The following is a 25,083-nucleotide window of genomic DNA, read 5'->3' on the forward strand; positions in this document are numbered from 1 at the left end:
CGTTCACCATCTGGGAAAATCATACAAGGCTCGCCGGGTGGTGGAGGACGTCAGCCTCAACGTGCGGCGCGGCGAGGCCGTCGGCCTGCTCGGTCCCAATGGCGCGGGGAAGACCACCGTGTTCTACATGATCACCGGCCTGGTCAAACCCGACAAGGGCATGATCGAACTCGACGGCCATGACGTGACCGGCCTGCCGATGTATCGCCGCGCCCGTCTGGGAATCGGCTATCTGCCTCAGGAAGCCTCGATCTTTCGCGGATTGAGCGTCGAAGACAACATTCGCGCCGTGCTGGAAATCAACGAGCCGGACCTCGACCGCCGAAGCCAGCATCTCGAATCCCTGCTTGAGGAGTTTGACATCAAGCGCTTGCGAAAATCGCCTTCCATCGCCCTGTCCGGCGGCGAGAGGCGACGCTGCGAAATCGCCCGTTCTCTGGCAAGCAATCCTTCGTTCATGCTGCTCGACGAGCCCTTCGCCGGCATCGACCCGATCGCCGTCGGCGACATCCAGAATCTCGTCACCCATCTCAAGAGCCGCGGCATCGGCGTGCTGATCACCGACCACAATGTCCGCGAGACTTTGGGGCTGATCGACCGGGCCTATATCATCCATTCCGGCCATGTCCTGACCGAGGGCGATCCCGAAGCCATCGTCGCCAATCCCGAGGTTCGTCGCTTCTATCTCGGCGAAGATTTCCGCATGTAATTTTTCGCACGGATTAATCCGAACAAGCGCTTGCCGGCCGGTTTCGCTTCTCCCCGGCAAGACGCGAAGGAAATATTTTTCCTTGGCTGCAAGCTCGAAAAAGGTTATGCAAGAAACAGGCCGACTTTGGTCGGCCGGCGATCTGCAAGGCAACGCCAGCGGTCCTCCCTTTTGAACGCTGGCGGCCGAACCGGGCGCCGCCGGGGGGGCCGATGGATTTCCGACCGGTCGGTATTCTTGGGCCATAGATTGAAGCGAGTTCTTGATGGCCTTGTCCGCCAAAATGCTGCTTCGACAGGGACAGTCCCTGGTGATGACGCCGCAGTTGCTGCAGGCGATCAAGCTGCTGCAATATTCCAGCGTCGAACTGGCGGCTTTCGTCGAGGAGGAATTGGAGCGCAACCCCTTGCTGGAGCGCGCCGAGGAGGGCCCGGACCCCAAGGCGACCGGCATCGACGCGCTCAGCGAGGCCGCCAACGCCGAGGCTTCCCCGCCCGGTTCGGGCGATCCCGGCGAGGGCGACTGGAGCGAGCCGCAACTGGCGGTGTCATCGGAGGGGCTGGCCGAAAGCCTCGGCACGGAAGTGGAAAACGCTTTTGATGGCGAGCGCGACCTCAATCCCGCCGCCGAGCAGAACAAGCTGGAGGCGCTTGGGCTGTCCGACACGGCCTGGTCCGGCTCCGGCGGGGGCGAGGCTTCCGGCGAAGCGGCTAATATCGAAGCCTATATCGCCGAACAGGCGACGCTCGCCGATCATCTCGCCACGCAACTGTCGGTGGCGACCAATGATGCGATCGATCGCATGATCGGCCTTGCCATCATCGACGCCATCGACGAGGCCGGCTATCTGCGCGAAAGCGCCGAGAATATCGCCGAACGGCTCGGTGCGACGGCGGAACGGGTGGAGAAAGTCATTGCCCTGGTGCAGACGTTCGAGCCGACCGGCATTGGCGCGCGCGACCTGGCCGAGTGCCTGGCGCTGCAATTGCTCGAGCAGGATCGCTACGATCCGGCCATGCAGGCTATGATCGCCAATCTGCCTTTGGTCGCCCGGCGCGATTTCGCGGCCCTGCGCAAAATCTGCGGCGTCGATGACGAGGACCTGTCCGACATGCTCGCCGAAATCCGCCGACTCGATCCCAAGCCGGGCCGCGCGTTTGGCGGGTCCATCGTGCAGCCGGTCGCCCCCGATGTGATTGTCCGCGCGGCGCGGGACGGCTCCTGGCTGATCGAGCTGAATTCCGAGGCTCTCCCTCGCGTGCTGGTCAACCAGACCTACGCCGCCACCGTTTCGCGCAAGGGCGTCGCCGACGAGGACAAGACTTTCATGTCGCAATGCCTGCAGACCGCCAACTGGCTGACCAAGAGCCTGGAGCAGCGCGCCCGCACCATTTTGAAGGTTTCCACCGAAATCGTGCGGCGTCAGGACGCTTTTCTCGCCCAAGGCGTCGAACATCTGCGCCCGCTCAATCTCAAGAACATCGCCGATGCGGTCGGTCTGCATGAATCGACGGTTTCGCGCGTGACATCCAACAAATATATGGCGACGCCGCGCGGCCTGTTCGAGCTGAAATATTTCTTCACCGCTTCGATCGCAGCGCATGGCGGCGGCGACGCTCATTCGGCGGAGGCGGTGCGCTTCAAGATCAAGCAAATGATCGACGCAGAGGCGCCCGACGCCATTCTTTCGGACGACGCCATTGTCGAAAGGTTGAAGGCGCAGGACATCGATATTGCGCGCAGAACCGTGGCGAAATATCGCGAAAGCCTGAAAATTCCTTCATCCGTCGAACGGCGGCGCGAAAAGCAGGCGCCTTCCGCGCGACTGGCTTAAGGCCCCCCGCTGGGGTGCTTTCCGTGCGTCAGGCGGGCGTGCTTCGCGGACGCCATTGACTTCAAGCGCGGAGGCTTCTAACCGTTGAGTTGGCTTCAAGGCGCAACTTGAACGCCCGCCCGCGCGGCGGCCGCAGGAGCGGAGGAAAAACCCCGCCGCGGCTGAGGGAGCATCCGCGTCCGCGACCTTACTGCAATCTCTGGAAGACCCTTTACAACTCTGGAACACCAATATGGCTCTGCGTATCTCAGGCAAGAACATCAATATCGGCGAGGCTTTGCGCACCCATGTTTCCGAACGGCTGAATGCGGCGACCGGCAAATATTTTGACGGCTCCGTCGCCGGCCATGTGACCATCGAGCCGGAAGGCTCCGGCTATCGCACCGATTGCACCCTGCATCTCGCCTCCGGCGTCACCCTGCAAGCGGAAGGCCGCGCGCAGGAAGTCTACGCCAGTTTCGACCAGACGGCGGCGCGCATCGAAAGCCGCCTGCGCCGCTACAAGCGCAAGCTCAAGGATCGCAGCGCGGCGCAACGCGAAAATGGCGCCATCCCCGGCGAACCGATCCGCTATACCGTGCTTGGCGCGCTCGACGAGGTCGAGGACGCTCCCTCGGAACATGAATTCAAGCCGGCGGTGATCGCCGAATCCGACAAGCTGCTGCAGCAACTTTCGGTCTCGGCCGCGGTTCTGGAGCTGGATCTCACGGGTGCGCCGGTTCTCACCTTCCGTCACGCTTCCTCTGGCCGCGTTAATGTGATTTATCGTCGGCTTGACGGAAATATCGGCTGGATCGATCCGACCGGCGGCGAAAAAGGATCCGCGTGAGCGCGGCTCGTTTTTTGCTTCTACTGACGCGCGCGCCCTCTGCGGGGAAACGCGCAGAGTTCGATGTGCTTTTGGGCGCCGAGCTCGCCGGCGCGCGTTTTGCGATTGCTGGCGCCGCAAGTTGCGTCTTGACGGAAAACGGTCCTCATGCCGCTTGAAAATCTTCTCGTCCCCGAGGCTATTTTGCCTTCCCTCCGGGTGAACGGCAAAAAACAGGCTCTACAGGAATTGAGCGAAAAGGCCGCCGAGGTCTCCGGGCTACCCGCCCGGGAGATTTTCGACGCCTGGATGCAGCGCGAAAAGCTCAATTCGACCGGGCTTGGCGAGGGCATCGCCATCCCGCATGGCAAGCTGGTCAACGCGCCACGCATTTTCGGCATTTTTGCGCGGCTGGAGCGGCCGATCGATTTCGAGGCGCTGGACGGCCAGCCGGTCGACCTGCTGTTCGCCCTGATCGCGCCGGAATCGGCGGGGGCCGATCATCTGAAAGCCTTGGCGATCATCGCTAGGCTACTGCGCAATCCGGCTACGGTGGCGAAAATTCGCTCTACTCGCGAGGCGCCGGCGCTTTACGCCCTGCTGACGCAAGCTTCGTCGTCATCCGACGCGGCCTGACGCTTTTTTGGGCGAGGGCGCCATGATCGATGACGCGATTGCAAGCCTTCGCGAGATTTTTTCAAAGCCCTTCCGCGCCGTGCTGTTCAAATCGCTGGCGCTGACCTTGGCTTTGCTGGCGGGACTGGGGCTGATGCTCGAGCGCGTCGCCATCTGGGTCTCGGCGGGCGGACCGCCCTGGCTGCAGGCCTTGATCGAGATCACTGCGGCGCTTGGCCTTTTTATCGGCCTGATCTTTCTCATCCCCGCGGTGTCCATGCTGGTCGCCGGCTATTTCCTCGATGAACTGGCCGAACATGTCGAAGCCGATATTTATCCGCCCGGTTTGCGCGGGTCACCTGCGCCGGTAATGACCTCGCTGTGGCTGGCGGCGAAATTCGCGGTGGTCGCCCTGGCGGTGAATTTCTGCGCTTTTTGCCTGTGGCTATTGCCTGGGGTCAACGCCGTGGTGTTTTTCGTCGCCAACGCCTATCTGTTCAGCCGCGAATATTTTCAGCTGGCGGCTTTGCGATTCCGGCCGCTTGACGAGGTGGTCGAATTGCGTCGCCGTCACAGGCTGACTTTGTTCGCCGCCGGACTGATCATCGCTTTGTTCGTTGTCACGCCGGTTTTGAACCTGCTGACGCCCTTGTTCGGCATCGCCTTGATGGCGCGTCTACACAAAAGACTGGCGCCGCCGCTAATTCCGGCGCCTCAAGAGGCCGTCGTCAGACAGGCGTTCTGACGTCGGGCCATTGCCGAGGCGGGGTTCCTCTCAGACCACCCGCTCATCGGCGAATTGGCCGCGATCACGATAGCGGTAGAGATAGGCCGGGACCACCGCTTCGACCGATTCCGGGGTCAGGCCGAGGCCGGCCAAAGTGCGGCCCTCGGCGATGGCTTTCTGCGAAACCACATTGTCGTGGCGCAATAGCTCCACCTGGTCGCGGGTGATGGAAAATTCCGCCGGAATCAGACCGAGCAGCAATTTGTTCAGGGTTTCGGTAATGGCGCCGATGGTTCCCGCCACGCCGAAGGGCAAGGAGGCCAGTGGGCGCTGGCGATGGATCGTCGCCAGCACGAATTCGAAGATTTCCCGCATCGTCTTGATCGATGGGCCGCCAAGCTCATAGGTCGAGCCAGCCGCGCCCGCGCCGCGCAACAGCCGCGCGCCGGCTTCGGCGACATCGCCGACATAAACCGGCTGCAGCCGGGTCTCTCCGCCGCCGATCAGCGGCAGCACCGGCATTTTTTGCGCCATGGCGGCAAAACGGTTGAAGAACTGGTCTTCCGGGCCGAAGACGACCGAGGGACGCAGGATCCTGGCCGAGGGCATGGCGGCGAGAACCGCCTTTTCACCCTCGGCTTTGGTGCGCGCATAGGCTGAAGCGGATTCGGCGTCGGCGCCGATGGCCGAAAAATGCAGGAAATTGCTGATTCCCGCCGCCTGCGCGGCCCGGGCGACCGCGGACGAGCCTTCGGCCTGCACGGAATCGAAGGTCTGCTTACCCCAGGGGGCGAGAATCCCGACCAGATTGACCGCCGCATCTGCGCCGCGCAACGCTTGCGAGAGCGAGTCGGGATAGCGGACATTGGCCTGGACCGCATGGATCTGGCCGACGCGGCCGAGCGGCTGGAGATGGAAGGCGAGATCGGGACGTCGCGTGGCGACGCGGACGCGCCAGCCGTCGCGCGCCAGGGCCCGCACGAGATGGCGCCCGATAAAGCCGGAGCCGCCGAAAAGGGTGATGATGCGATCGGTGGGGTCCAGAACTTCGGTCATCGATAAGGGCTTTCGATTCGAGCCGCGCGCGCACGCCTTGTCTGATTAGTCAAAACGCAGCCGCGCGTCCATCCGACTCTTCGCCAAGCGCACACGACAGGTCAATTTGCGCGCGGCGTCATCCGCGCCTCGCCCACCAGCGCCGGGGCGCCGCTTTGGGTCTGGACCATCAGCCGCAGAATGGCGACGAAATTCTCGCCCGAAAGATCGATCTTGGCGACGCGGGCGGTCAGAATCGCCGTCTCTCCCTCAAGCACCGGGGTCAGAAACTGGCCGCGCAGGCCAATCAGGAGCAGATCGGGCCGCCAGTCGCGCAAAAGCGGCTCGAAAGCCGCCAGCAGCCGCATGCCATGCGCCGGGCGCGAGGTGAAGCCGAAGCTTTGCGCGAAAGGCAGGTCGAGATGCAGCGGATTGCTGTCGCCGGAGGCGTCGGCATAAGCGGCAAGATCGGCGGCGTGAAAAGGACCGACGACCAGCGGCGGCAGCTTTTCGCCGGGATGCGGCGCGGACAAATCCAGGCTCATGGCATGGCCATCCGTAAGGGCGCGGGAAGGGATTCGGGATCGATCAGCCGCAGCGTGGAGATGGAGCGGCCGACGAAGACGCCGTCAAGATCGAAAAGGTCGGCGGTGGCGATCAGCCTTGCCGGATCGGCTTCGCGCCGCAATTCGAGCATCAGATCGTAATATTCTCCGGTCACCAGCGGCCGGACATAATCGAAAAGCTGCGCCTCATGCACAGGCAAGCCGATTTCTTGCGCGGCGGCGCGGATGGGTTCGCCGATTTCGGGCAGACGCATCCACACCACGGGAAAGCTGGCGGGCGGCGGCCCCTCGGCCTCGCCCCAGCCGGTCTGGCGGCGAAACTGCCGCACCGCATCGGCCGAAGGAGTCACGCGCAAAGGTCCGGTTCGCTGGACGAATGGCGCGCCGCTCTCCATCGGATCAGGCCGAGGCGGCGGGCGTCACGATCAGCGAAGCGTTGATCCCGCCGAAAGCGAAGGAATTGGACAAAACCGCGCGCATCGGCGTCTCGACCGCCTTCGGCCCGACGAGACGGATCGCGCATTGCGGATCCTGGATTTCGACATTCAGGTTCGGCGGCGCGATATTTTCGCGCAAAGCCATGATCGAAATCAAAAGCTCCAGCGCCCCACCGGCGCCGAGCGCATGGCCGTGGACTGGCTTGGTCGAGGAGACCAGCAGCTTTTCGACATGGGCGCCGAAAGTGCGGTTCAGCGCGTCGGCTTCGGTGACATCGTTCATCACCGTGGCGGTGCCGTGGGCGTTGACATAGTCGATGTCTTGCGGCCTGAGGCCGGCGTCTTCGAGCGCCATGTCAATGCAGGCGCTGGCGCTGGCGGCGTCGGGACGCACCGGATCGAGGGCGTCGCTGTTGGTGCCGTAACCGGCCAGCACGGCCAGAGGCGTGGCGCCTCGCGCCATCGCTATCTCTTCGGCCTCGATCACGAACATCGCCGCGCCCTCGCCCAGCACCATGCCGTTGCGATTCTTGGCGAAGGGCCGGCAGAAGTCCGGGGTCAAGACGCGCAAGGATTCCCAGGCGCGCATGGAACCATTGGTGACGCAGGCTTCGGAGCCGCCGACGATGGCGCGGTCGATCATGCCGGCGCGGATCATCTGGAAGGCGAGGCCGACCGCCTGGCTGCCGGAGGAACAGGCGCTGGCCACGGCGAAACAGGGGCCGGTGGCGCCGAAACGCATGGAGAGTTGCGACGGTCCCGCGCTCGGAATGAGGCGGGGGACGGTCAGCGCCTCGGGTCGCTTGTTGGCGAAATAGACGTTGAAAATGCCGTCGTCCACGGTGTTCATGCCGCCAATCCCGGTGCCGAGCAGGGCGGCGCAGCGCGAACCCTGGCGCGCTTCGGGGTCCAGCCCGGCCTGGGCGACGGCTTCGTCGGCGGCGACCAAGGCATAGGCGGTGAACTGATCGGAGAAGGGCGCGATCTTGGGTCCGAGCAGCGCCTCGATGTCGAAATCGCGCACCTGGGCGCTGATCTTGATGCGGCCGCCATAGGGCTGGCGCACCGCGACCGGGCCAGTGCAGGACTTGCCGTCACGGGCGGCGCGCCACAACAATTCGGCCCCGTTGCCGGCGGCCGACACCGCGCCCATGCCGGTGACCACAACGCGTCTATGATTCATTTGGCGGCTTTTTCACGCAGGATATGGGCGCTGATCGCGTCGACCAGCCCTTTGAGATCCTTCGCTTCCTGGAAGGAGCCGTCCATGGGGATGTAGACGTCGAATTTTTCCTCGATCGCCGTGAGGATCATCACGATATCGATCGATTTCAAGCCCAGGCTTTCGATCGTAGCGTCGTCTTCGAGTTTTTCGCGCGGAATCATGCCCTCGGTGGCGATCACGTCGATGATTTCGCTGGTCATGGATTGCGTTTCGTTCGTAGCCGAATTCACTGGCGCACCCCTGATTGCGGTATTGATTTCCCTCCGCCGTTCGGAGCGTCGCGCCAAGCGCGCGCCCGCCCAGGTCGCCGGGAGCGTCGGCAAGGCTCGCGGAAAGGCGGGCCGACGCTCCCCCATGTAGCAAGTTAGGCGTCGCTGGACCAAGACAATTTTTTGCTTCTCGTTTTCCGGGCGATTATAAGCTGCAAAATCAAGCCGCCGAGCGAGCAAGGCGCGGCCCGCTTCGGTGGAGGAAACATGGCCCATCCGCTTGCCGCCCGCGCCCTGAACGACGAACCGCCCTCCGGCCTGACCGAGGCGATGATTGAAAATCTGGTGCGCGAATTTTATAGCCGCGGCCGCAAAGACCCGCTGCTTGGCCCGATTTTCGAAGAAAAACTCGCCGGACATTGGGAAGAGCATATCGCCAAGCTGACCGACTTCTGGTCGCAGATCGGCCTGCGCACAGGCCGCTACAGCGGCCGGCCCCTGCCCGCCCATATGGCGCTCGGTCTCGAACCCCGGCATTTTGGAGCCTGGCTCGCCCTGTTCGAGGCGACGGCGCGCGACGTGCTGCCGCCCGCTGGAGCGGCTTTTTTCGTCGCCCGCGCCCATCGCATCGCCGAAAGTTTCCAGCTCGGCCTCAATATCGGCGACAAGGCGCTGGATTTTCGCGCGTTGCAGGGGCGTCGCGAGGATTAGGAAGTCATATAAAGAGTTGCTTATATCTTTATTGCCTGTCCCGCGCCTGCCTGCTATAGAACGCGAAATTCATGAGGATCGGTAAGCCATGTCCACCAGCCATATTCCGCACGATTTTGTCATCGCCGACATCGGCCTGGCCGATTGGGGCCGCAAGGAAATCGCCATCGCCGAAACGGAAATGCCGGGCCTGATGGCGACCCGCGCCGAATATGGCCCTAGCCAGCCGCTGAAAGGCGCCCGCGTCGCCGGTTCGCTGCACATGACCATCCAGACCGCGGTGCTGATCGAGACGCTGAAGGCTCTGGGCGCCGACGTGCGCTGGGCCTCGTGCAACATTTATTCGACCCAGGACCACGCCGCCGCGGCCATCGCCGCCGCCGGCACGCCGGTTTTCGCCATCAAGGGCGAGAGCCTCGAGGAATACTGGGACTATACCCACCGCATTTTCGAATGGAGCGACGGCGGCCAGCCGAACATGATCCTCGACGACGGCGGCGACGCCACCCTGCTGATCCATCTCGGCCTGCGCGCCGAACAGGGCGACATCGCCTTCCTCGAAACCGCCTCGAACGAGGAAGAGGAAGTGCTCTACGCCGCGATCAAGAAGCGGTTGAAGGGCAACCCCGGTTTCTATGGCCGCAACGCCGCCGCCATCAAGGGCGTGACCGAGGAGACCACCACTGGCGTCCACCGTCTCTACATCATGGAGAAGGAAGGCAAGCTGCTGTGGCCGGCCATCAACGTCAATGATTCAGTGACCAAGTCGAAATTCGACAATCTCTATGGCTGCCGTGAGTCGCTGGTGGACGGCATCCGCCGCGGCACCGACGTGATGATGGCCGGCAAGGTCGGCATGGTCGCGGGCTTCGGCGATGTCGGCAAGGGCTCGGCGGCTTCGCTGCGCAACGCCGGCTGCCGCGTCATGGTCTCGGAAGTCGATCCGATCTGCGCGCTGCAGGCGGCGATGGAAGGCTATGAAGTCACCACCATGGAGGATGCGGCTTCTCGCGCGGATATTTTCGTCACCACCACCGGCAATATCGACGTCATCACCGTCGACCACATGCGCGCGATGAAAGATCGCGCCATCGTCTGCAACATCGGCCATTTCGACTCGGAAATTCAGGTCGCGGGCCTCAAGAACTTCAAATGGCACAATGTGAAGCCACAGGTCGACGAGGTCGAATTCCCCGACGGCAAGCGCATCATCCTCCTGTCGGAAGGCCGCCTGGTCAATCTCGGCAACGCCACTGGCCATCCGTCCTTCGTCATGTCGGCCTCCTTCACCAACCAGACCCTGGCGCAGATCGAGCTTTGGACGAAGCAGGGCCAGTACGGCAAAAGCGTCACCACCTTGCCCAAGCATCTCGACGAAAAGGTCGCCAAGCTGCATCTCGCCAAGATCGGCGTGAAGCTGACCGCGCTGACCCCGGCCCAGTCCGCTTATCTGTCGGTGCCGGTCGAGGGGCCGTTCAAGCCCGAAACCTACCGCTACTGAGCGGTTTTCGCTCAGGTTTCGCCGTTTGACCGATGGCTGCCAAAAAATTGCCGCGCCTCCGTGACTCGTCACGGAGGCGTTTTACCTTTCGTTCCCCTTTCTTAACCATGAATCGAGAGGCTAAATTGAGGGTGATTCGCGCGGGACCGCCCGGCGAAGGCAGGAGAAACCTTGGTCCATGCAAAAGCGAGGCAGCCAGATTGCGCACCGATGGGCGCGCCTGCGTCTCGCGGCGGCTTTCGCCATCTCGCCGGCGGCGTTTTCCGCCGGGACCCGCGCCCAGACCTTTTCCTCGCTGGCGCATCTCGACGGCGCCAATGGGCTGATCGGCCTGTCGCTCGGCGCCGGCCTGGTGGTTTTCGCCGCCGGCGCCTCCCTGCTGCTGCTCGCAGGTCGTAAAAACTGGAGCCGGCGCGAGGCGGAGCTTCTGGCCGAGGCCGAGCGTTCGCGGCAGGCGGCCGAGCGGGCGCGCGCCTTTCTCGCCGCAGAGACGCAATTCGTCGTGGTCTGGGGCGGCGAAAGCGGTGAACCGGACATCGAGGGCGACGTGACCCTGGTTATCGACACGCCATCGCCGCGCCAGGCGCTTGGCTTCGGCGCCTGGCTGCCGCCTGATGAGGCTCAGGCGCTGGAGGCCAACGTCGTACGGCTGCGCGAACGCGGCCAGGGTTTCTGTCAGGATCTGGTCGGACTCAACGGGCGCTACCTCGAGGCGGAGGGCCGCGCCATCGGCAGCCGCGTCGTCATGCGGGTGCGCGACGTTTCCGGCGAACGGCTCGAACTCGTGCGGCTGCGCGAGGACCAGGCCGAGCAGAAAGCCCAGCTCGAAATTTTTCGCGGGCTGCTCGACCTGTCGCCGCATCCGGCATGGATGCGCGGCGCCGACCAGCGGCTGAACTGGGTCAATCAGGCTTACGCCCGCGCCGTCGACGCGAAAACCCCGCGCGACGCCATCGACCGCGATCTCGAACTGCTCGACCGGGGCGCCCGCGAGACGGCCCTGCGCGCCCGCGAATCCGGCGAAATCTTCCGCCAGCGCCTGCCGGTCGTGGTGGCCGGCGAAAGGCGGCTGATGGACGTCTATGACGCGCCGCTGTCGACTGGCGCCGCCGGCATGGCCGACGATCTCTCGGAGCTTGAAAATTTACGCGCCGATCATGCGCGGCAGATGGAGTCGCATATCCGGACGCTCGACCAGCTCGCCACAGCGGTTGCGATTTTCGACCACTCGAAAAAGCTGGTGTTCGCCAACGCCGCCTATCGCCAGCTGTGGTCGCTCGATCAGGTCTTTCTCGACCAGCGTCCGAGCGATTCGGAAATTCTCGACCAGTTGCGCGCCGACCGCCGCCTGCCGGAACAGGCCGATTTTCGCGCCTGGAAAAGCTCGCTTCTCGAGGTCTATCACAATCTCGACCCTGCGCCACAGGTCTGGCACCTTCCGGACGGGCGGACGCTTCGCGTCGGCTTCGATCCGAACCCGCAAGGCGGCGTCACCTATCTGTTCGACGACGTCACCGAGCGTTTCAATCTGGAATCGCAATACAACGCCCTGGCGCGGGTGCAGAGCGAGACGCTCGACGCCCTGCAGGAAGGCGTTGCCGTTTTCGGCGCCGACGGGCGCCTGAAATTCTTCAATCCGGCGTTCGGCCGCATCTGGCGCCTGCCGGTGGCGCAACTCGCCGCCAAGCCGCATATCGACGCCGTGACGGCGGCCTGCAAGCCGCTTCTGCCGGACGAAGGCGCCTGGGCCGATTTGCGCTCGGTGGTGGCGGGCCTGCATGACGCGCGGATGGGGTTTCAGCGGCGGATGGCGCGCAGCGACGGCTCGATCGTCGATTGCGCCGCCGCGCCGCTGCCGGATGGGGGCACTTTGCTCACCTTTATCGACGTCACCGACGGCGTGAACGTCGAGCGCGCGCTGACCGAACGCAACCAGGCCCTGCTCGCCGCCGAGCAATTGCGCAATGATTTCGTCCACCATGTCTCATATGAGCTGCGCTCGCCGCTGACCAATATCATCGGCTTCATCCAGCTGCTCGGCGACCAAGGCGTCGGCCCGCTCAACGAGAAGCAGCGGGAATACGCCGGCTATGTGATGAAATCCTCGGCGGCGCTGCTGGCGATCATCAACGACATTCTCGATCTCGCCACCATCGACCGCGACGCCATGGAGTTGCAGCTCGGCGAAGTCGATATCGAGCGCACCATCGAGGAGGCGGCGGCGGGCGTGCAGGACCGGCTGGCCGAGTCCCATGTCGAATTGTCGGTTGTCACCACCGACGGCATCGGCGCCTTCCAGGCCGATGGCAAGCGCGTCCGCCAGATCCTGTTCAATCTCCTGTCCAACGCCATCGGCTTTTCCGAGCCGGGCCAGACGGTGACCCTCGCCGCCTTGCGCCGCGATAGCGAAATCGTATTCAAGGTCTCCGATCAGGGGCGGGGCATTCCGCCGGAACTGCTCGACAAGGTGTTTGACCGTTTCGAGAGCCATACGCTGCAGTCGCGCCATCGCGGCGTCGGCCTCGGTCTGTCGATCGTGCGCGCCTTTGTCGAACGGCACGGCGGCAAGGTGCTGATCGATTCGGCGCCGGGCGAAGGAACGGTGGTGACATGCCTGTTCCCATTGGTTAAAGCCGGCCAGTTTCCTTTGACTGCCGCCGGCTTGTACCGGCGCCCGCTAGAGAGCGACGATGCGAGGGACGAGGCATGAATTCCGTCATCGCGCCGGTGTGGCGCGCCGAATTGCCCAATGAGGCGGCGACTCAAGGATTGGCGCGCGAGGTGGCGGCTCTGGTCGGCGCCGACGATCTGGTGACACTGTCCGGGGAACTGGGCGCCGGGAAAACCACTTTCGCGCGGGCTCTGATCCGCTTCCTGACTGGCGATCCCGAGCTGGAGGCGCCGAGCCCTACCTTCACCCTGATGCAGATTTACGACAGCACGGCCTTTCCGATCGTTCACGCCGATCTCTACCGGGTGAAAGATCCGTCCGAACTGGCGGAGCTTGGCTGGGACGAGGCGGCCGAGGGCGCGCTGGTGCTGGTCGAATGGGCGGAGCGCGCCGGCTCGGCCCTTACCGGCGACCGGCTCGACGTAAGGCTTTTCACCGATACAAGGCGCGGTCCGGACTATCGCCGCGCCGAAATCACCGGTCACGGCGCCATGGCGCAAAGGCTGCTTTCCAAGCGCGGCGCGCATTCGGTGCTGGAGCGCTCGGGCTGGACGGAGGCCGAGCGCCAGCACATGCAGGGCGACGCTTCTTCGCGCGTCTACGAGCTGCTGACCAAGCCGAGCGGCGAAAAGGCCATATTGATGATTTCGCCGCCGCGTCCCGACGGGCCGCCGGTGCGCGGCGGGCGGCCTTACAGCGCCATCGCCCATCTTGCCGAGAATATCCGTCCCTTCGTCGCCGTGGACGCGGCCTTGCGCGCGGAAAACCTGTCTGCGCCGGAAATCTACGCCGCCGATCTCGAAACCGGCTTCGCGGTGCTGGAATATTTCGGAACGGAAGGCGTGGTCGGACCCGACGGGCCGATCGCCGAGCGCTACGCGCAAGCGGTGGCGTTGCTGGCGCAATTGCACGCCCGGGAGCTGCCGGGAGAGCTGCCGATCGACGGCGGAACCTACAAGATCCCGCCTTACGATCTCGACGCCATGATGATCGAGGCCGATCTTCTGCCCGAATGGTATGCGCCGCATCTTGGCGGCCGGCTCATCGCCTCCGGCGCGCGGGCGCAATATGAAAACATCTGGCGCAGCCTGCTGACGCCGCTGCTTGCCGAGCGGACAAGCTGGACCCTGCGCGATTTTCATTCGCCCAACGTGCTCTGGCTGGCGGAACGCGAGGGCGTGCGGCGGGTTGGCTTGCTGGATTTCCAGGATTGCGTGCTGGGACCGGCGGCCTATGACGTGGTTTCGCTGCTGCAGGACGCGCGGGTGGACGTGCCGGACGATCTGGAGCTGAAGCTTTTGGGCCATTACGCGCGGGCGCGCAAACAAGCGCAGCCGGAATTCGACATGGCCTCCTTCGCCGCCGCCTATGCCCTGATGGGCGCGCAGCGTTCGAGCAAGATTTTGGGGATTTTCGCCCGGCTCGACAAGCGCGACGGCAAGCCGCACTATCTCGCCCATATCCCCCGGGTGAAGAATTACCTGCGGAAAAATCTGGGCCACCCGGCTTTGGCCGATCTGAAAAACTGGTTCGACGCCGCCATGCCGCAGATTTTCGCCAATGAGACCCAAGGAGCCTCCTCATGAGCGCGAGGCCGCAAAAGGCGCTGGTCTTCGCAGCCGGGCTCGGCACGCGGATGCGGCCGATCACTTTGACCGTGCCGAAGCCGCTGGTGCGCGTCGGCGGCAGGACCATGCTCGATCACATGCTCGACCGGCTCGACGAGGCGGGGGTCGAGGAGGCCATCGTCAATGTCCATTGGCTGGCCGACCAGGTCGAGGATCATTTGCGCGACCGCACGGCGCCGAGGATCAAAATTTCCGACGAGCGCGACGAGTTGCTCGACCAGGGCGGCGGCATCGTCAAGGTGCTGGACGAATTCCACGGCAAGCCGTTTTTCATCTGCAATACCGACGCCTTGTGGGTCGGCGAGAGCGAGCCGCAGGTCGCGCGGCTGGCGCGCGCCTGGGACGGCGCAAGAATGGACGTGCTGCTGCTTCTGGCGGAGACCCGCACCAGCATCGGCGTCGACTGGCGCGGCGATTTCTGTCGCGACGCGCAGGGGCGGCTGCGGCGGCCGGGACCGGGCGAGACGGCGCCTTTCGTTTATTCCGGCGTCGGGATCATCAAAAGCTCGCTGTTTGCCGATCGCCCGCTGGAGCCCTTTCGTCTCGCGCCGTTTTTCTTCGCGGCGGCGGAACGGGGACGCCTGTTCGGCCTGACCCTGGAGGGCCGATGGCTGCACGTCGGCGAGCCGGAAATGATCGAGCAGGCTGAAAAGATATACGCCAGCGCCGCGACGGTGTAAGGCGAGGTTTCGGGCGTAGGTGGCGCCCCCTTTCCCCGTCCTCCCGGGGAGAGTGGGCGCGAACGCCATCGTTCGGCGTTCTTGACTCGACGAGGGATAGCCTGTGCCGCCGCGCGTATTCACCATTGCTCCGGGCGCGCCTTTCCTGGCGACTTTCGCGGAAAGTTTTCTCGACGGCAAAATCATCCCAGGCCTCGGCAGGGACTCCGGCCCCCTCGCTCTCGCCAAGGCGAAAATCTATGTGCCGACGCGGCGCGCCGGCCGGGCCCTGGCGGCGGAACTGGCCCGGCGCTCGCAAACGCCCGCCATGCTGCTGCCGAAAATCCTGGCCCTCGGCGCGCTCGACGGAGAAAACGGGGAGGCCGGTTTCGACAACCCGCTCGATCCGCTTATTCCGCGCGCCGTGGGAGAAATAGAACGCCGGATGATTCTCGGCGAACTCATTCTCACTTGGGCGCGCAGTCTCAAACGCGCCATTGTCTCGGTCGACGCCGACGGAGCCGTGCGTCACGCTTCCGAGACTCTGCTGGTAGCGACCCATCCCGCCGACGCCTGGCGCCTTTCCGGCGAACTTGCGACGCTGATCGACGAGATGATCATCGAAAATGTCGAATGGCGCGGACTCGAATCGCTCGGCGGCGAATTCGACGATTACTGGCGCATCACCCTCAAATTCCTCGACATAGCGATCAAGGCATGGCCGCAAATCCTTCTCGAGCGAGGCCTTGTCGATCTGGCCGCACGCCAGCAGGCGCTGATCGCGCGCGCCATCGAGAAAGTCGCGGGCGACCCCGCTCCGGTGATCGCCATCGGCTCGACCGGCTCGAATGTCGTCACCGCACGATTGCTGGCGGCCATCGCCCATGCTGAAAACGGCGCCGTGGTGCTGCCGGGCCTCGACCAGAATCTCGATGAAAAATCCTTTGCCGCCATCCGGGGTGGCGATGAGCCCTGCGCCACCCATCCTCAGGCTTTTCTCGCGCGGCTGATCGAAACGATCGGCGTGACCCGCGAAAATGTCGTGGCCATCGGCGAGGCGCCGCCCCGGATGGCGGCGCGCGAAAAATTCGTCTCGGAGGCTTTTCGGCCCGCCGACAGCACCGACCTCTGGCCGCTCTGGCGGACGCGACATGATGCGCGCGAAGTGGCGGTGGCCTTGGCCAGCGTCGCCCTGATCGAGGCGGCCGACGAGCGCGAGGAGGCGCTGGCCATCGCTGTCAATCTGCGCGAGGCTTTGGAGCGGCCCGGACGCACCGCGGCTCTGGTGACGCCGGATCGCGGACTGGCCGAGCGCGTGCGTGCGGAACTGTTGCGCTGGAATGTCGAGATCGACGATTCCGGCGGCTCGCAACTTGGCGCCTCGCGCGCCGGCGTGCTGGCGCGGCTGATCCTCGCCGCGCTCTGCGGCGGCGCCGACGATTGGGCGGCGCTCATCGCCCATCCCGATTTCTCGCTCGGGCTGGAAACCGGGGCGGAACGGCTTTGCGCCCTGTTCGAAATCGGCGTGCTGCGTTCGGGCTTTCAGGCGGCGGCGTTCGCCGATTGCGTCGCGCCGGCCCGCGCGGCTTCGCGCGACCGCCACGCACATCCGCGACAAAAGGAGATTTCAGACTCCGATTGGGCGGCGCTGGAAGTTCTCGCGAAAAAAATCGATGCGGCTTTCACGCCTTTGCGCGCTTTGGCGCAAGGCCGCGAGACGGGTTTGAGACCTTGGCTGGACGCCCATAAAAAGGCGATTGCACTGATCGTCGGAGGCGACGAAACGCTGTTTCCCGGCGGCGAGGATGGCGAGGCGCTGGCGGAAATGTTCGATGAACTTTTCCTCAGCGCCAATGAGGTCTTCACCTTTCGGCCTGAGAGCTACGCCGCCTTTTTCGACGCGCTGATCAACGAGCGGATTTTGCGCGGCCCGTCACGCGCGCATCCCCGCGTAAAAATTCTCGGCCTGTTGGAGGCCCGTCTGATCGGCGCGGACCGTTTGGTGCTGGCGGGGCTGGACGAGACGGTGTGGCCGCCGCGCGGAGAAACGGATTCCTTTCTCAACCGCCAATTCCGCGCGACTTTGGGCCTGTCTTCGCCCGACCGGCGCATCGGCCAGACGGCGCATGATTTCGTCCAGGCTTTCGGCGCTGCCGAAGTGATCCTCACGCGCGCGAAAAAACGCGGCGGCGCGCCGACCACGCCATCTCGTTTCCTGCAACGCATGGAGGCTTTGGCCGGCGCCAACATGTTCGCATCCTTGCGAGAGCGCGGCCGCCTTTGGCTCGACCTCGCGCGAAAGGTCGACGAGGCGCCGTCGGAAAAACCGCTGGCGCGGCCGACGCCCTGTCCGCCGCTGGAATTGCGTCCGGACAGGCTTTCGGTGACACGCATCGAAATGCTGCGCCGCGATCCCTACGCGATCTATGCCGAATTCATTTTAGAGCTTCTGCCCCTGCCAGGGCTCGAATATGATCCCGGGCCGCGCGAAATCGGCAACGCCATGCATGAAGTTCTCGAAGAATTCGTGCAGCTCCATCCCAGCGGGCCTCTGCCGGAAAAGGCGCGCGAGATACTCATCGCTCAAGCGAGGGAGAAGCTCAAGAACTTCGCCGACGACGCCGAATTCCAGAGTTTTCGCTGGCCGCGTCTGGTGCGGGGACTGGAGGCCTATCTCGCCTTCGAGGCGAAGCGGCGCCCGGATATCGAAACGATTGTCGTCGAGACCGGCGGCAAGCTGCCCTTGACGCTCGACGACGGCTCGCAATTCTCGCTCACCGCCGAGGCCGACCGCATCGAGTTGATGAAAGACGGCGGCGCGGTCATCGTCGATTACAAGACCGGCAAGCCGCCGAGCAACAAGGAGGTGCGCGCGGGCTTCGCGCCGCAGCTGACTTTAGAAGCGGCGATAATGGAGCGCGGCGCTTTTCGCGGCGTCGCGGCGCGCAAGGTCGAGACGGCGTTTTATCTGCCGCTCGGCGGCGACAAGACCAAGCCGCAAAATCTCGACGATCCGAAAAAGGGTCCCTTCTCCGATCTGGTCGCCGAGCATTTCGACGAACTCGTCGGCCTGTTGAACCATTTCCGCAATCCCGCGCACGGCTATCCGGCGCGGCCATTCCCGCAATTCGCCGCGCGCTACAACGACTACGATCATCTGGCGCGCACCCGCGAATGGTCGGCTTCGGGCGCGGATTCGACCGGCGGAGACGAGGGATGAGCACGCCAAAGAATCCGCGCACAATTCCGGAATCGACGCGGGCGCTTCAGGCGCGCGCCTCCGACCCGGCCGCTTCCGCCTGGGTGTCGGCAAATGCGGGATCCGGCAAGACCCATGTGCTGGCGCAAAGGGTGATCCGCCTGCTGCTGGCGGGTTTTGCGCCGGGACGCATCCTCTGCCTTACTTTCACCAAGGCGGCGGCGGCGAATATGGCCGAGCGGGTTTTCAGGCAATTGGCCGGCTGGTCGACGCTGGATGACGAGGCTTTGGCCGACGCCATCGAGGCCACCGGCGAAGAAAGGCCACGCGAAAAACATCGGCTCGATTTCGCGCGAAAACTTTTCGCCCGCGCTGTGGAAACGCCGGGAGGATTGAAAATCCAGACCCTGCACGCCTTTTGCGAGAGGGTGCTGCACGCGGCGCCTTTCGAGGCCAATGTCGCGGCGGGTTTTTCGATCATCGAGGAGGTCGGGCAAGCGCAATTGATCGCCCGCGCCAAGCAGGAAGTTTTCGCGCGGGCGCGGCACGACGGGAAACTGGCGGCGGCGCTGGAACAGGTCGCGGAAGACGCCGGGCTGGTCTTCGCCAAGCTTCTCGACGAGGCCCTGCGCCAAAGGACCTACTTCCGCGCCGCCGCCTCGCTGGGGGCTGACAGGGCCCTGCGGCTGACGCTGGGGCTCGGTCCGGACGATACGCCCGAAAGCGTTTTGCGCGACATGCTGGAGGGCGGCATGGCGCCGGCGCGCTGGCTGGATTTCGCGGCCTGTCTGGTTGGCGGAACGGCCAATGACGCAAAGAAGGGCGTGCAGTTTTCGGAAGCCTACGGGCACTGGCTGGCCAAACGTCTCGACGATGCGCTGGAAAAAATCTTCGCGATTTATTTCACCAAGGAAGGCGAGCCTGCCAAGAAACTTCTGACCAATAAACTGGCCGACGCCCATCCCGAAGTCCTGCGCGAACTGGTGGGGGAACAGGCTCGGCTGGTCGCCTTGCGCGAAAAAATGAAGGCGGCGGAAGCGGCGCAGCGCACGCTGGCGCTGAGTCTGATCGTCAACGCCATTCTCGACCGTTACGAGGAACTCAAGGCGGAACGGCAATTCCTCGATTTCGACGATCTCATCGCCCGCACGCGCCAACTTTTCGAGCGTTCTTCGGCGCGCTGGGTGCTGCAGAAACTCGACGCCGGCATCGATCACATTCTCGTCGACGAAGCGCAGGACACCAGCGATGCGCAATGGAAAATCCTCAGCCGCATTTCGGAGGATTTTTTCGCCGGCGTTGGACAGAATCAACGCGAGCGCACCTTTTTTGCGGTCGGTGACGAAAAGCAGTCGATCTTCTCCTTTCAAGGCGCAGCGCCGGAGCTTTTCGCCCGCAAGAAGCTGGATTTCCAGCGCCGCGCCGAGAGTGCGCGAAAGCGTTTCGAGCCGGTTGAACTGACCCTGTCCTTCCGCTCGGCGCCCGGCGTCCTCGAAGCCGTGGACAAGGTCTTTTCGATCCCTGAAAATTATCGCGGCCTTTCGGCGCAGGCGGACAATAAGCTCACGGTGCATCAGGCGCTCAAGCGCGAGGCGCCTTCGCGCGTCGAAATCTGGGACGTGATCGCAAAAGCCGAGCAGGCGGAAAGGCGCGACTGGCGCCTGCCGCTCGACTTTTCCGACCAGGCCGATCCGCCGGTCGCCAGCGCGCGAAGGATCGCCGAATGCATTCGCCGCTGGCTGGAGCCCGGCTCTAGCGAGGCTGTTGTCGCAGACGGAAAATGCCGCCCTATCCGCCCCGGCGACATCATGATTCTGGTGCGCCGGCGCGACGCCTTTTTCGAGGCGATGATCCGCGCGCTGAAAGAAAAAAACGTGCCCGTCGCGGGAGCCGACCGGCTGCAACTGGCCGAACATATAGCGGTGATGGATCTCGTAGCGATCGGCCGCGCCAGCCTGCTGCCCCAGGACGACCTGACCCTCGCCACGGCGCTGAAGACGCCCCTGTTCGGCTTTGACGACGACGATCTCATCGCCCTCGCGCCGAAGCGCAAAGGCTCGCTGCACGACGCGATGCTGGCTTCGCAGGGCGCCAAGGTCCAGGCCGCCTGCGCTTTGCTCGACCTGTTGGGCAAGATGGGCCGCACTTTGCCGCCCTTCGCCTTTTACGCCCGTCTGCTTGGCCCGCGCGGCGGCAGGCGGGCGTTTCTTGCCCGGTTGGGGCCGGAGGCTGGCGACGCGCTCGATGAATTCCTCAATCTCGCCCAGGCGCACGAGCGCTGCCGCGCGCCGTCGCTCGGCGCCTTTCTCGCCGAAGTCGCGGCGCTCGACGTGTCGATCAAGCGCGACATGGACATGTCGGAATCCTACGTGCGGGTGATGACCGCCCATGCCGCCAAGGGCCTCGAAGGCAAGATCGTTTTCCTCCCCGACGTCTCCGGCGCGCCAGGCGGCAATCATGACGGCAAGCTGTTTCCGGTTGAAGCGCCGGACGGCCGGATTTTTCCGGTGTGGTCGCCGAACAAGGGCCGCGATTGCGCGATTGTAGCGCGGGCGCGGGAGACGCGGCGCGATGCGGCGGCGCAGGAATATCGCCGCCTGCTCTATGTCGCCATGACCCGCGCCGAGGAGCGGCTCTATATCGCCGGCCATCGCGGCAAGAAAGAGCTTTCGCCGGACAGCTGGCGCGCGATGATCGCCAACGCGCTGGCGCCCGAAAGCTATGTGACCCCAGCGCCCTGGGGCGGCGAGGACAAGGTGTTGCGCTTTGGCCCGGAGGCCTCCAAGGCGCCGCCCGTGGCCGCCGACGCGCCCGCAGCTTCAAGCGCGCCCGCCACGCCGCCCGCCTGGCTTTTCGCTCCCGCGCCAGCGGAATTTTCCGCGCCGCCGCCCCTGCGTCCCTCCGGCGCGTTGGACGGCGCCGAGGATGCTTCCGCCGCTGCTTCTGTCGCCGCGAGCCGTTTGCAGGCGCTGGAAGAGGGACGGCTGATGCATCGGCTGTTTGAGTTCCTGCCCGAGGTTGCGCCGGCTCTCCGCCGCGAGGCGGTTTTTCGTGAATTAGCCGCGCGGCAAATCGAACCGGTCCGCGCCGAAGCTTTGGCCGGAAAGGTTTTGCGCGTGCTCGACGATCCGCGTCTGGCGCCCTTGTTTGGCGGGAGCTCCATCGCCGAGGCGCGAATCGCGGCGAGGCTTGCAAAGCCGGGCGGCGGCTTTGTCGAGATCGCCGGCGCCATCGACCGACTGGCCGAACAGGGCGACGCGATCTGGATCGCGGATTTCAAGACCGGCGCGGCGAAAGCCGGGGCGCCAGCTCATGTCACGCAAATGGCGCTTTATCGCGCCGCCGTCGCCCTGCTCTATCCCGGCAGGAACATCCGCTGTTTCCTGATTTACACCTCGGGTCCGGTGGTTGAGGAAATCGACGCATTGAGCCTCGACGCGGCTTTGGCCGTGGCGTTGCGAAAAGCCCCCGCGCCACAGATTTAGAAAATATCTAAACAACGCGGATTTGTTTGCGACATGGCTCCGCCTGCATGACTTTGGCGACAACAGGAGCCTTATGGAATGAAGTTTTCGTCGCAAAAACTGGGTTGTTTTGTCGCTTTCGGGTTTGGCGCCGCGCTGGCTTTGGCAACCGCGCCCGCTTTCGCCAAGGAAACGCCGGTCGGCAAGCCTTTGGCGATCGACGGCATGGAAATCGGCGCGGTCTATCTCCAGCCGATCGAGATGGAGCCGCCCGGCATGATGCGCGACGCCAAGGACTCGGATGTCCATCTCGAAGCCGACATCAAAGCCGACAAGGACAATCCCAACGGCTTTGCGAGGGGAGATTGGGTTCCCTATCTCGTCGTCACCTATGCCTTGACCAAGGAGGGCGGCGCCGAGACGCGCTCGGGCGATTTCATGCCCATGGTGGCCAATGACGGGCCGCATTACGGCGACAACGTCAAGATGATGGGCCCCGGCCGCTACAAGCTGAAACTGCATATTTCGCCGCCGGGCTCCGATCCGCACAGCCATTTTGGCCGCCATGTCGACAAGGAAACCGGTGTCGGGCCATGGTTCAAACCTTTCGACGCGGAATTCGAATTCACTTACGCCGGGACAGGCAAAAAGGGCGCTTATTGAGATGTCGCGCGCAAAATTCCGCCTCGCCGCCGCGACCTTCGCGGCGTTCTTCGCCTGTTCCGTTGGCGCGGAAGACGAGGCGGCCTTTCGCATCGAGTTCAACGATGGGCAGGTGACGCCGCAAAGGCTGGAAGTGCCGGCCCATCGCCGGCTGGAACTGGAACTGGTCAACAAGGGCCAGAGCCCGGCCGAATTCGAAAGCCGCGAATTGCGCAAGGAAAAGGTTCTGGCGCCGGGCGCGACCTCCGTCCTGGTGATCCGCGCGCTCGATCCGGGCGAATACGACTTTTTCGACGATTTTCATCCCGACGCCAAGCCGGCCGTTCTGGTCGCGAAATAGGAGGCGGTCTTGGGACAATATGGCAATGTCGTCTTCATCGTCTGGCGCGAAAGCATCGAGGCTTTGCTGGTCATCGGCATCTTGCAGGCCTGGCTCGGCCAGCAGGGAAGCGATGCTGCTTCGCGCGGCCGCGTTTATCTCTGGGCGGGCGTGGCGACGGGCCTCGTCGCCGCCGCCTTGCTCGGCGCGGCGATGATTTTTTTCGGCGACCAGCTCGACGACGACAGGCAGCAGATGTTCCAGACCCTTCTGATGGTTCTGGCCGCCGGCCTGATCGTGCAGATGGTGCTGTGGATGCGCCGCCACGGCCGCACTTTGAAGCGCGATCTCGAAACCGCGCTGCAACGCGCCGCCGACAATGCCAATTGGTGGGGCGTGTTCACACTCGCCGCCGTCGCCGTGGCGCGCGAAGGCTGCGAAACCGTGGTCTTCCTCGCCGGCACGCTTTCCGCCGCGCGCAACGGCGCCCTTGCCGCGACCAGTCTCGCAGCCGCCGCCGGTTTCGGCCTCGCCGTCGCCACTTACGGTCTGTTGCAGGTGGGGAGCAAGATCCTGTCCTGGCGGCTGTTCTTCCGCGTCACCGAGATCCTGCTGCTGCTGCTCGCCGGCGCGCTGCTTTTGACGGCCGCTGACAATCTGGTGGCGCTGGGGCTGCTGCCGCGCCTTTCCGGGCGGTTGTGGGACGCCTCCGGCCTGCTCTCGGACGGCGGCGCGCTGGGTGGGCTGTTGTCTTCGCTGACCGGCTGGCGGGCGCGGCCGGACCTCACCGAGATTTTCGTGTTTCTTGCCTATTGGGGAGCGATGGCATGGCTGTTGTTTCGACCCACGACCCATACGCGCTGACCCGCGCGCCGGGCGCGGCGCCGAAAATCGACGCTGTCCTGGCGCGCGTCGGCCTCTGGCTCCGCGATCACCAGGGCGCGATCCGCCGCGTGCAATGGGGCGTGGTCGTCGCCTATGTCGCGCTGCTGGTCCTTCCCGCCGTGCTGCCCTTGCCGCCGCGCGCGGCGCATATCTGGACCAATCTCACCCTGTTCGCGCAATTCGTGTTCTGGGGCCTGTGGTGGCCTTTCGTCCTGCTGTCGATGGTGCTCGTCGGGCGGCTGTGGTGCGGGCTGCTCTGCCCGGAGGGCGCCTTGAGCGAGCGCATGTCCGAGCACGGGCGCGGCGGCGCCATTCCGCATTGGCTGCAATGGAAGGGCTGGCCTTTCCTCGCCTTCGTCCTCACCACCATCTACGGGCAGCTGACCAGCGTCTATCAATATCCCGGCCCCGCTCTGGTGGTGCTCGGCGGCTCGACCGTCGCGGCCATGGCGGTCGGCTATCTGTGGGGCCGCAACAAGCGCGTGTGGTGCCGTTTTCTCTGCCCAGTGACGGGCGTGTTCAACCTGCTCGCCAAATTGTCGCCTTTGCATTTCCGCGTCGATCCGCCGCAATGGTCTTCGTGGAAAAAGCCGCACGGAACCCATCTGGAGACGTTTAATTGCGCCCCGCTGGTGGCGGTGCGCACCATGCGCGGCGCGGGCGCCTGCCATATGTGCGGACGCTGCGCGGATTTTCGCGGCGCGGTGACTTTGGCGCGGCGCTCTCCCAATTTCGAGATCGTTCATGTCGCCGGCGACATGCCGAACAAATGGCAAAGCGCGCTGATCCTGTTCGGCCTGCTCGGCGTGGCGGCGGGCGCCTTCCACTGGTCGGGCTCCGCGCTCTATGTCGCCATTCGTCAGGGCCTGGCGGACCGACTGGTCGATTGGGGCCTGATCTGGCCGCTGGAGCCGGCGCTGCCTTGGTACATGCTGACCAATTATCCCGATCTCAACGACACGATGACGCCGCTCGACGGTTTTGTGCTGGTGCTTTACGTGCTGGGCGTAGCAGCTTTGATCGGGCTTTCGGCCGGCCTCTGCGTCGCCGCCGCGGCGCGGGTTTGCGGAAAATGGTCCTGGCCGCGTTTCCATCATCTCGCACAGGCTTTGATTCCAGTCGCGGGCTGCGGCGTTTTTCTCGGCCTGTCCTCGCTCACCGTCACCATGCTCAAGGCGGAAGGAATCGTCCTCCCCTTCGTCGGAGTTTTACGCGCGA

20 protein-coding genes and 1 pseudogene are annotated in these 25,083 nt (G+C 64.4%); 16 read left to right on the forward strand and 5 right to left on the reverse strand.

Going from position 1 to position 25,083, the window contains the following annotated elements; all coding sequences use genetic code 11:
• Position 1: 1 nt before the first annotated feature.
• The 5 genes and pseudogenes from lptB to ACLP2E_RS07135 all read left to right on the forward strand — a co-directional run.
• Positions 2 to 709 (forward strand): annotated as a pseudogene (gene lptB / locus ACLP2E_RS07115) (LPS export ABC transporter ATP-binding protein); the annotation flags it as partial.
• Between the two features lie 265 nt (positions 710 to 974).
• Positions 975 to 2,543: an RNA polymerase factor sigma-54 gene (gene rpoN / locus ACLP2E_RS07120; protein WP_442461322.1), complete on the forward strand. Its 1,569-nt coding sequence runs from the start codon at positions 975 to 977 to the stop codon at positions 2,541 to 2,543.
• A 232-nt stretch (positions 2,544 to 2,775) separates the two neighbouring features.
• Positions 2,776 to 3,372 carry a ribosome hibernation-promoting factor, HPF/YfiA family gene (gene hpf / locus ACLP2E_RS07125; RefSeq protein ID WP_442461321.1) on the forward strand — a complete coding sequence of 199 codons (597 nt, stop codon included), beginning with the start codon at positions 2,776 to 2,778 and terminating at the stop codon, positions 3,370 to 3,372.
• Between the two features lie 147 nt (positions 3,373 to 3,519).
• Entirely contained in the window at positions 3,520 to 3,987 is a 468-nt protein-coding gene (gene ptsN / locus ACLP2E_RS07130) for a PTS IIA-like nitrogen regulatory protein PtsN (protein ID WP_442461320.1), read from the forward strand.
• A gap of 22 nt (positions 3,988 to 4,009) precedes the next feature.
• Positions 4,010 to 4,711 (forward strand): sulfate transporter family protein, encoded by a 702-nt coding sequence (locus ACLP2E_RS07135; RefSeq protein WP_442461319.1) that lies wholly within the window; start codon positions 4,010 to 4,012, stop codon positions 4,709 to 4,711.
• A 30-nt stretch (positions 4,712 to 4,741) separates the two neighbouring features.
• Here ACLP2E_RS07135 and ACLP2E_RS07140 read toward each other — a convergent pair whose 3' ends face one another.
• The 5 genes from ACLP2E_RS07140 to ACLP2E_RS07160 all read right to left on the reverse strand — a co-directional run bounded on the left by ACLP2E_RS07140 (position 4,742) and on the right by ACLP2E_RS07160 (position 8,156).
• The gene (locus tag ACLP2E_RS07140) at positions 4,742 to 5,749 is read right to left on the reverse strand and encodes a complex I NDUFA9 subunit family protein (protein WP_442461318.1); all 1,008 of its coding nucleotides are present in this window, start codon (positions 5,747 to 5,749) and stop codon (positions 4,742 to 4,744) included.
• Positions 5,750 to 5,850: 101 nt separating this feature from the next.
• Positions 5,851 to 6,273, reverse strand: a complete 423-nt coding sequence (locus ACLP2E_RS07145) for a MaoC family dehydratase (RefSeq protein ID WP_442465513.1) — start codon at positions 6,271 to 6,273, stop codon at positions 5,851 to 5,853.
• Entirely contained in the window at positions 6,270 to 6,644 is a 375-nt protein-coding gene (locus ACLP2E_RS07150) for a hypothetical protein (protein WP_442462977.1), read from the reverse strand. Before ACLP2E_RS07150 ends, ACLP2E_RS07145 begins: the two co-directional genes overlap by 4 nt.
• 49 nt (positions 6,645 to 6,693) lie before the next feature.
• Positions 6,694 to 7,914 carry a beta-ketoacyl-[acyl-carrier-protein] synthase family protein gene (locus ACLP2E_RS07155; RefSeq protein WP_442462976.1) on the reverse strand — a complete coding sequence of 407 codons (1,221 nt, stop codon included), beginning with the start codon at positions 7,912 to 7,914 and terminating at the stop codon, positions 6,694 to 6,696.
• The gene (locus ACLP2E_RS07160; protein WP_294535058.1) at positions 7,911 to 8,156 is read right to left on the reverse strand and encodes an acyl carrier protein; all 246 of its coding nucleotides are present in this window, start codon (positions 8,154 to 8,156) and stop codon (positions 7,911 to 7,913) included. Before ACLP2E_RS07160 ends, ACLP2E_RS07155 begins: the two co-directional genes overlap by 4 nt.
• A 276-nt stretch (positions 8,157 to 8,432) precedes the next feature.
• On the opposite strand from ACLP2E_RS07160, the gene ACLP2E_RS07165 reads away from it, so the two are divergent.
• The 11 genes from ACLP2E_RS07165 to ACLP2E_RS07215 form a co-directional block, all read left to right on the forward strand.
• On the forward strand, positions 8,433 to 8,876 hold the full coding sequence (locus ACLP2E_RS07165; RefSeq protein WP_442465514.1) for a group III truncated hemoglobin: 444 nt from the start codon (positions 8,433 to 8,435) through the stop codon (positions 8,874 to 8,876).
• Positions 8,877 to 8,964: 88 nt separating this feature from the next.
• A complete protein-coding gene (ahcY, locus tag ACLP2E_RS07170; protein WP_442465515.1) occupies positions 8,965 to 10,377 on the forward strand; it encodes an adenosylhomocysteinase in 1,413 nt (470 codons plus the stop codon).
• A 178-nt stretch (positions 10,378 to 10,555) separates the two neighbouring features.
• On the forward strand, positions 10,556 to 13,087 hold the full coding sequence (locus tag ACLP2E_RS07175; RefSeq protein WP_442465516.1) for an ATP-binding protein: 2,532 nt from the start codon (positions 10,556 to 10,558) through the stop codon (positions 13,085 to 13,087).
• A complete protein-coding gene (gene tsaE, locus ACLP2E_RS07180; RefSeq protein WP_442464371.1) occupies positions 13,084 to 14,634 on the forward strand; it encodes a tRNA (adenosine(37)-N6)-threonylcarbamoyltransferase complex ATPase subunit type 1 TsaE in 1,551 nt (516 codons plus the stop codon). Before ACLP2E_RS07175 ends, tsaE begins: the two co-directional genes overlap by 4 nt.
• Complete coding sequence (locus tag ACLP2E_RS07185; RefSeq protein WP_442465517.1) at positions 14,631 to 15,356, forward strand: nucleotidyltransferase family protein; 726 nt, start codon at positions 14,631 to 14,633, stop codon at positions 15,354 to 15,356. The genes tsaE and ACLP2E_RS07185 overlap by 4 nt, the downstream gene beginning before the upstream one ends.
• A 103-nt stretch (positions 15,357 to 15,459) precedes the next feature.
• The gene (gene addB / locus ACLP2E_RS07190) at positions 15,460 to 18,555 is read left to right on the forward strand and encodes a double-strand break repair protein AddB (protein ID WP_442465518.1); all 3,096 of its coding nucleotides are present in this window, start codon (positions 15,460 to 15,462) and stop codon (positions 18,553 to 18,555) included.
• Positions 18,552 to 22,019, forward strand: coding sequence for a double-strand break repair helicase AddA (gene addA / locus ACLP2E_RS07195; RefSeq protein ID WP_442465519.1), 3,468 nt, complete (start codon positions 18,552 to 18,554; stop codon positions 22,017 to 22,019). The genes addB and addA overlap by 4 nt, the downstream gene beginning before the upstream one ends.
• Positions 22,020 to 22,097: 78 nt before the next feature.
• Entirely contained in the window at positions 22,098 to 22,661 is a 564-nt protein-coding gene (locus ACLP2E_RS07200) for an iron transporter (protein WP_442464375.1), read from the forward strand.
• A gap of 1 nt (position 22,662) precedes the next feature.
• Positions 22,663 to 23,001, forward strand: coding sequence for a cupredoxin domain-containing protein (locus ACLP2E_RS07205; protein ID WP_442464376.1), 339 nt, complete (start codon positions 22,663 to 22,665; stop codon positions 22,999 to 23,001).
• 9 nt (positions 23,002 to 23,010) lie between these two features.
• Positions 23,011 to 23,844, forward strand: coding sequence for an FTR1 family iron permease (locus ACLP2E_RS07210; protein WP_442464377.1), 834 nt, complete (start codon positions 23,011 to 23,013; stop codon positions 23,842 to 23,844).
• The coding region (locus tag ACLP2E_RS07215) for a 4Fe-4S binding protein (protein WP_442465520.1) at positions 23,808 to 25,083 on the forward strand (1,276 nt) is incomplete at its 3' end. The genes ACLP2E_RS07210 and ACLP2E_RS07215, both read left to right, overlap by 37 nt.

Source organism: Rhodoblastus sp. (assembly GCF_052145335.1).
Lineage (GTDB): Bacteria > Pseudomonadota > Alphaproteobacteria > Rhizobiales > Beijerinckiaceae > Rhodoblastus.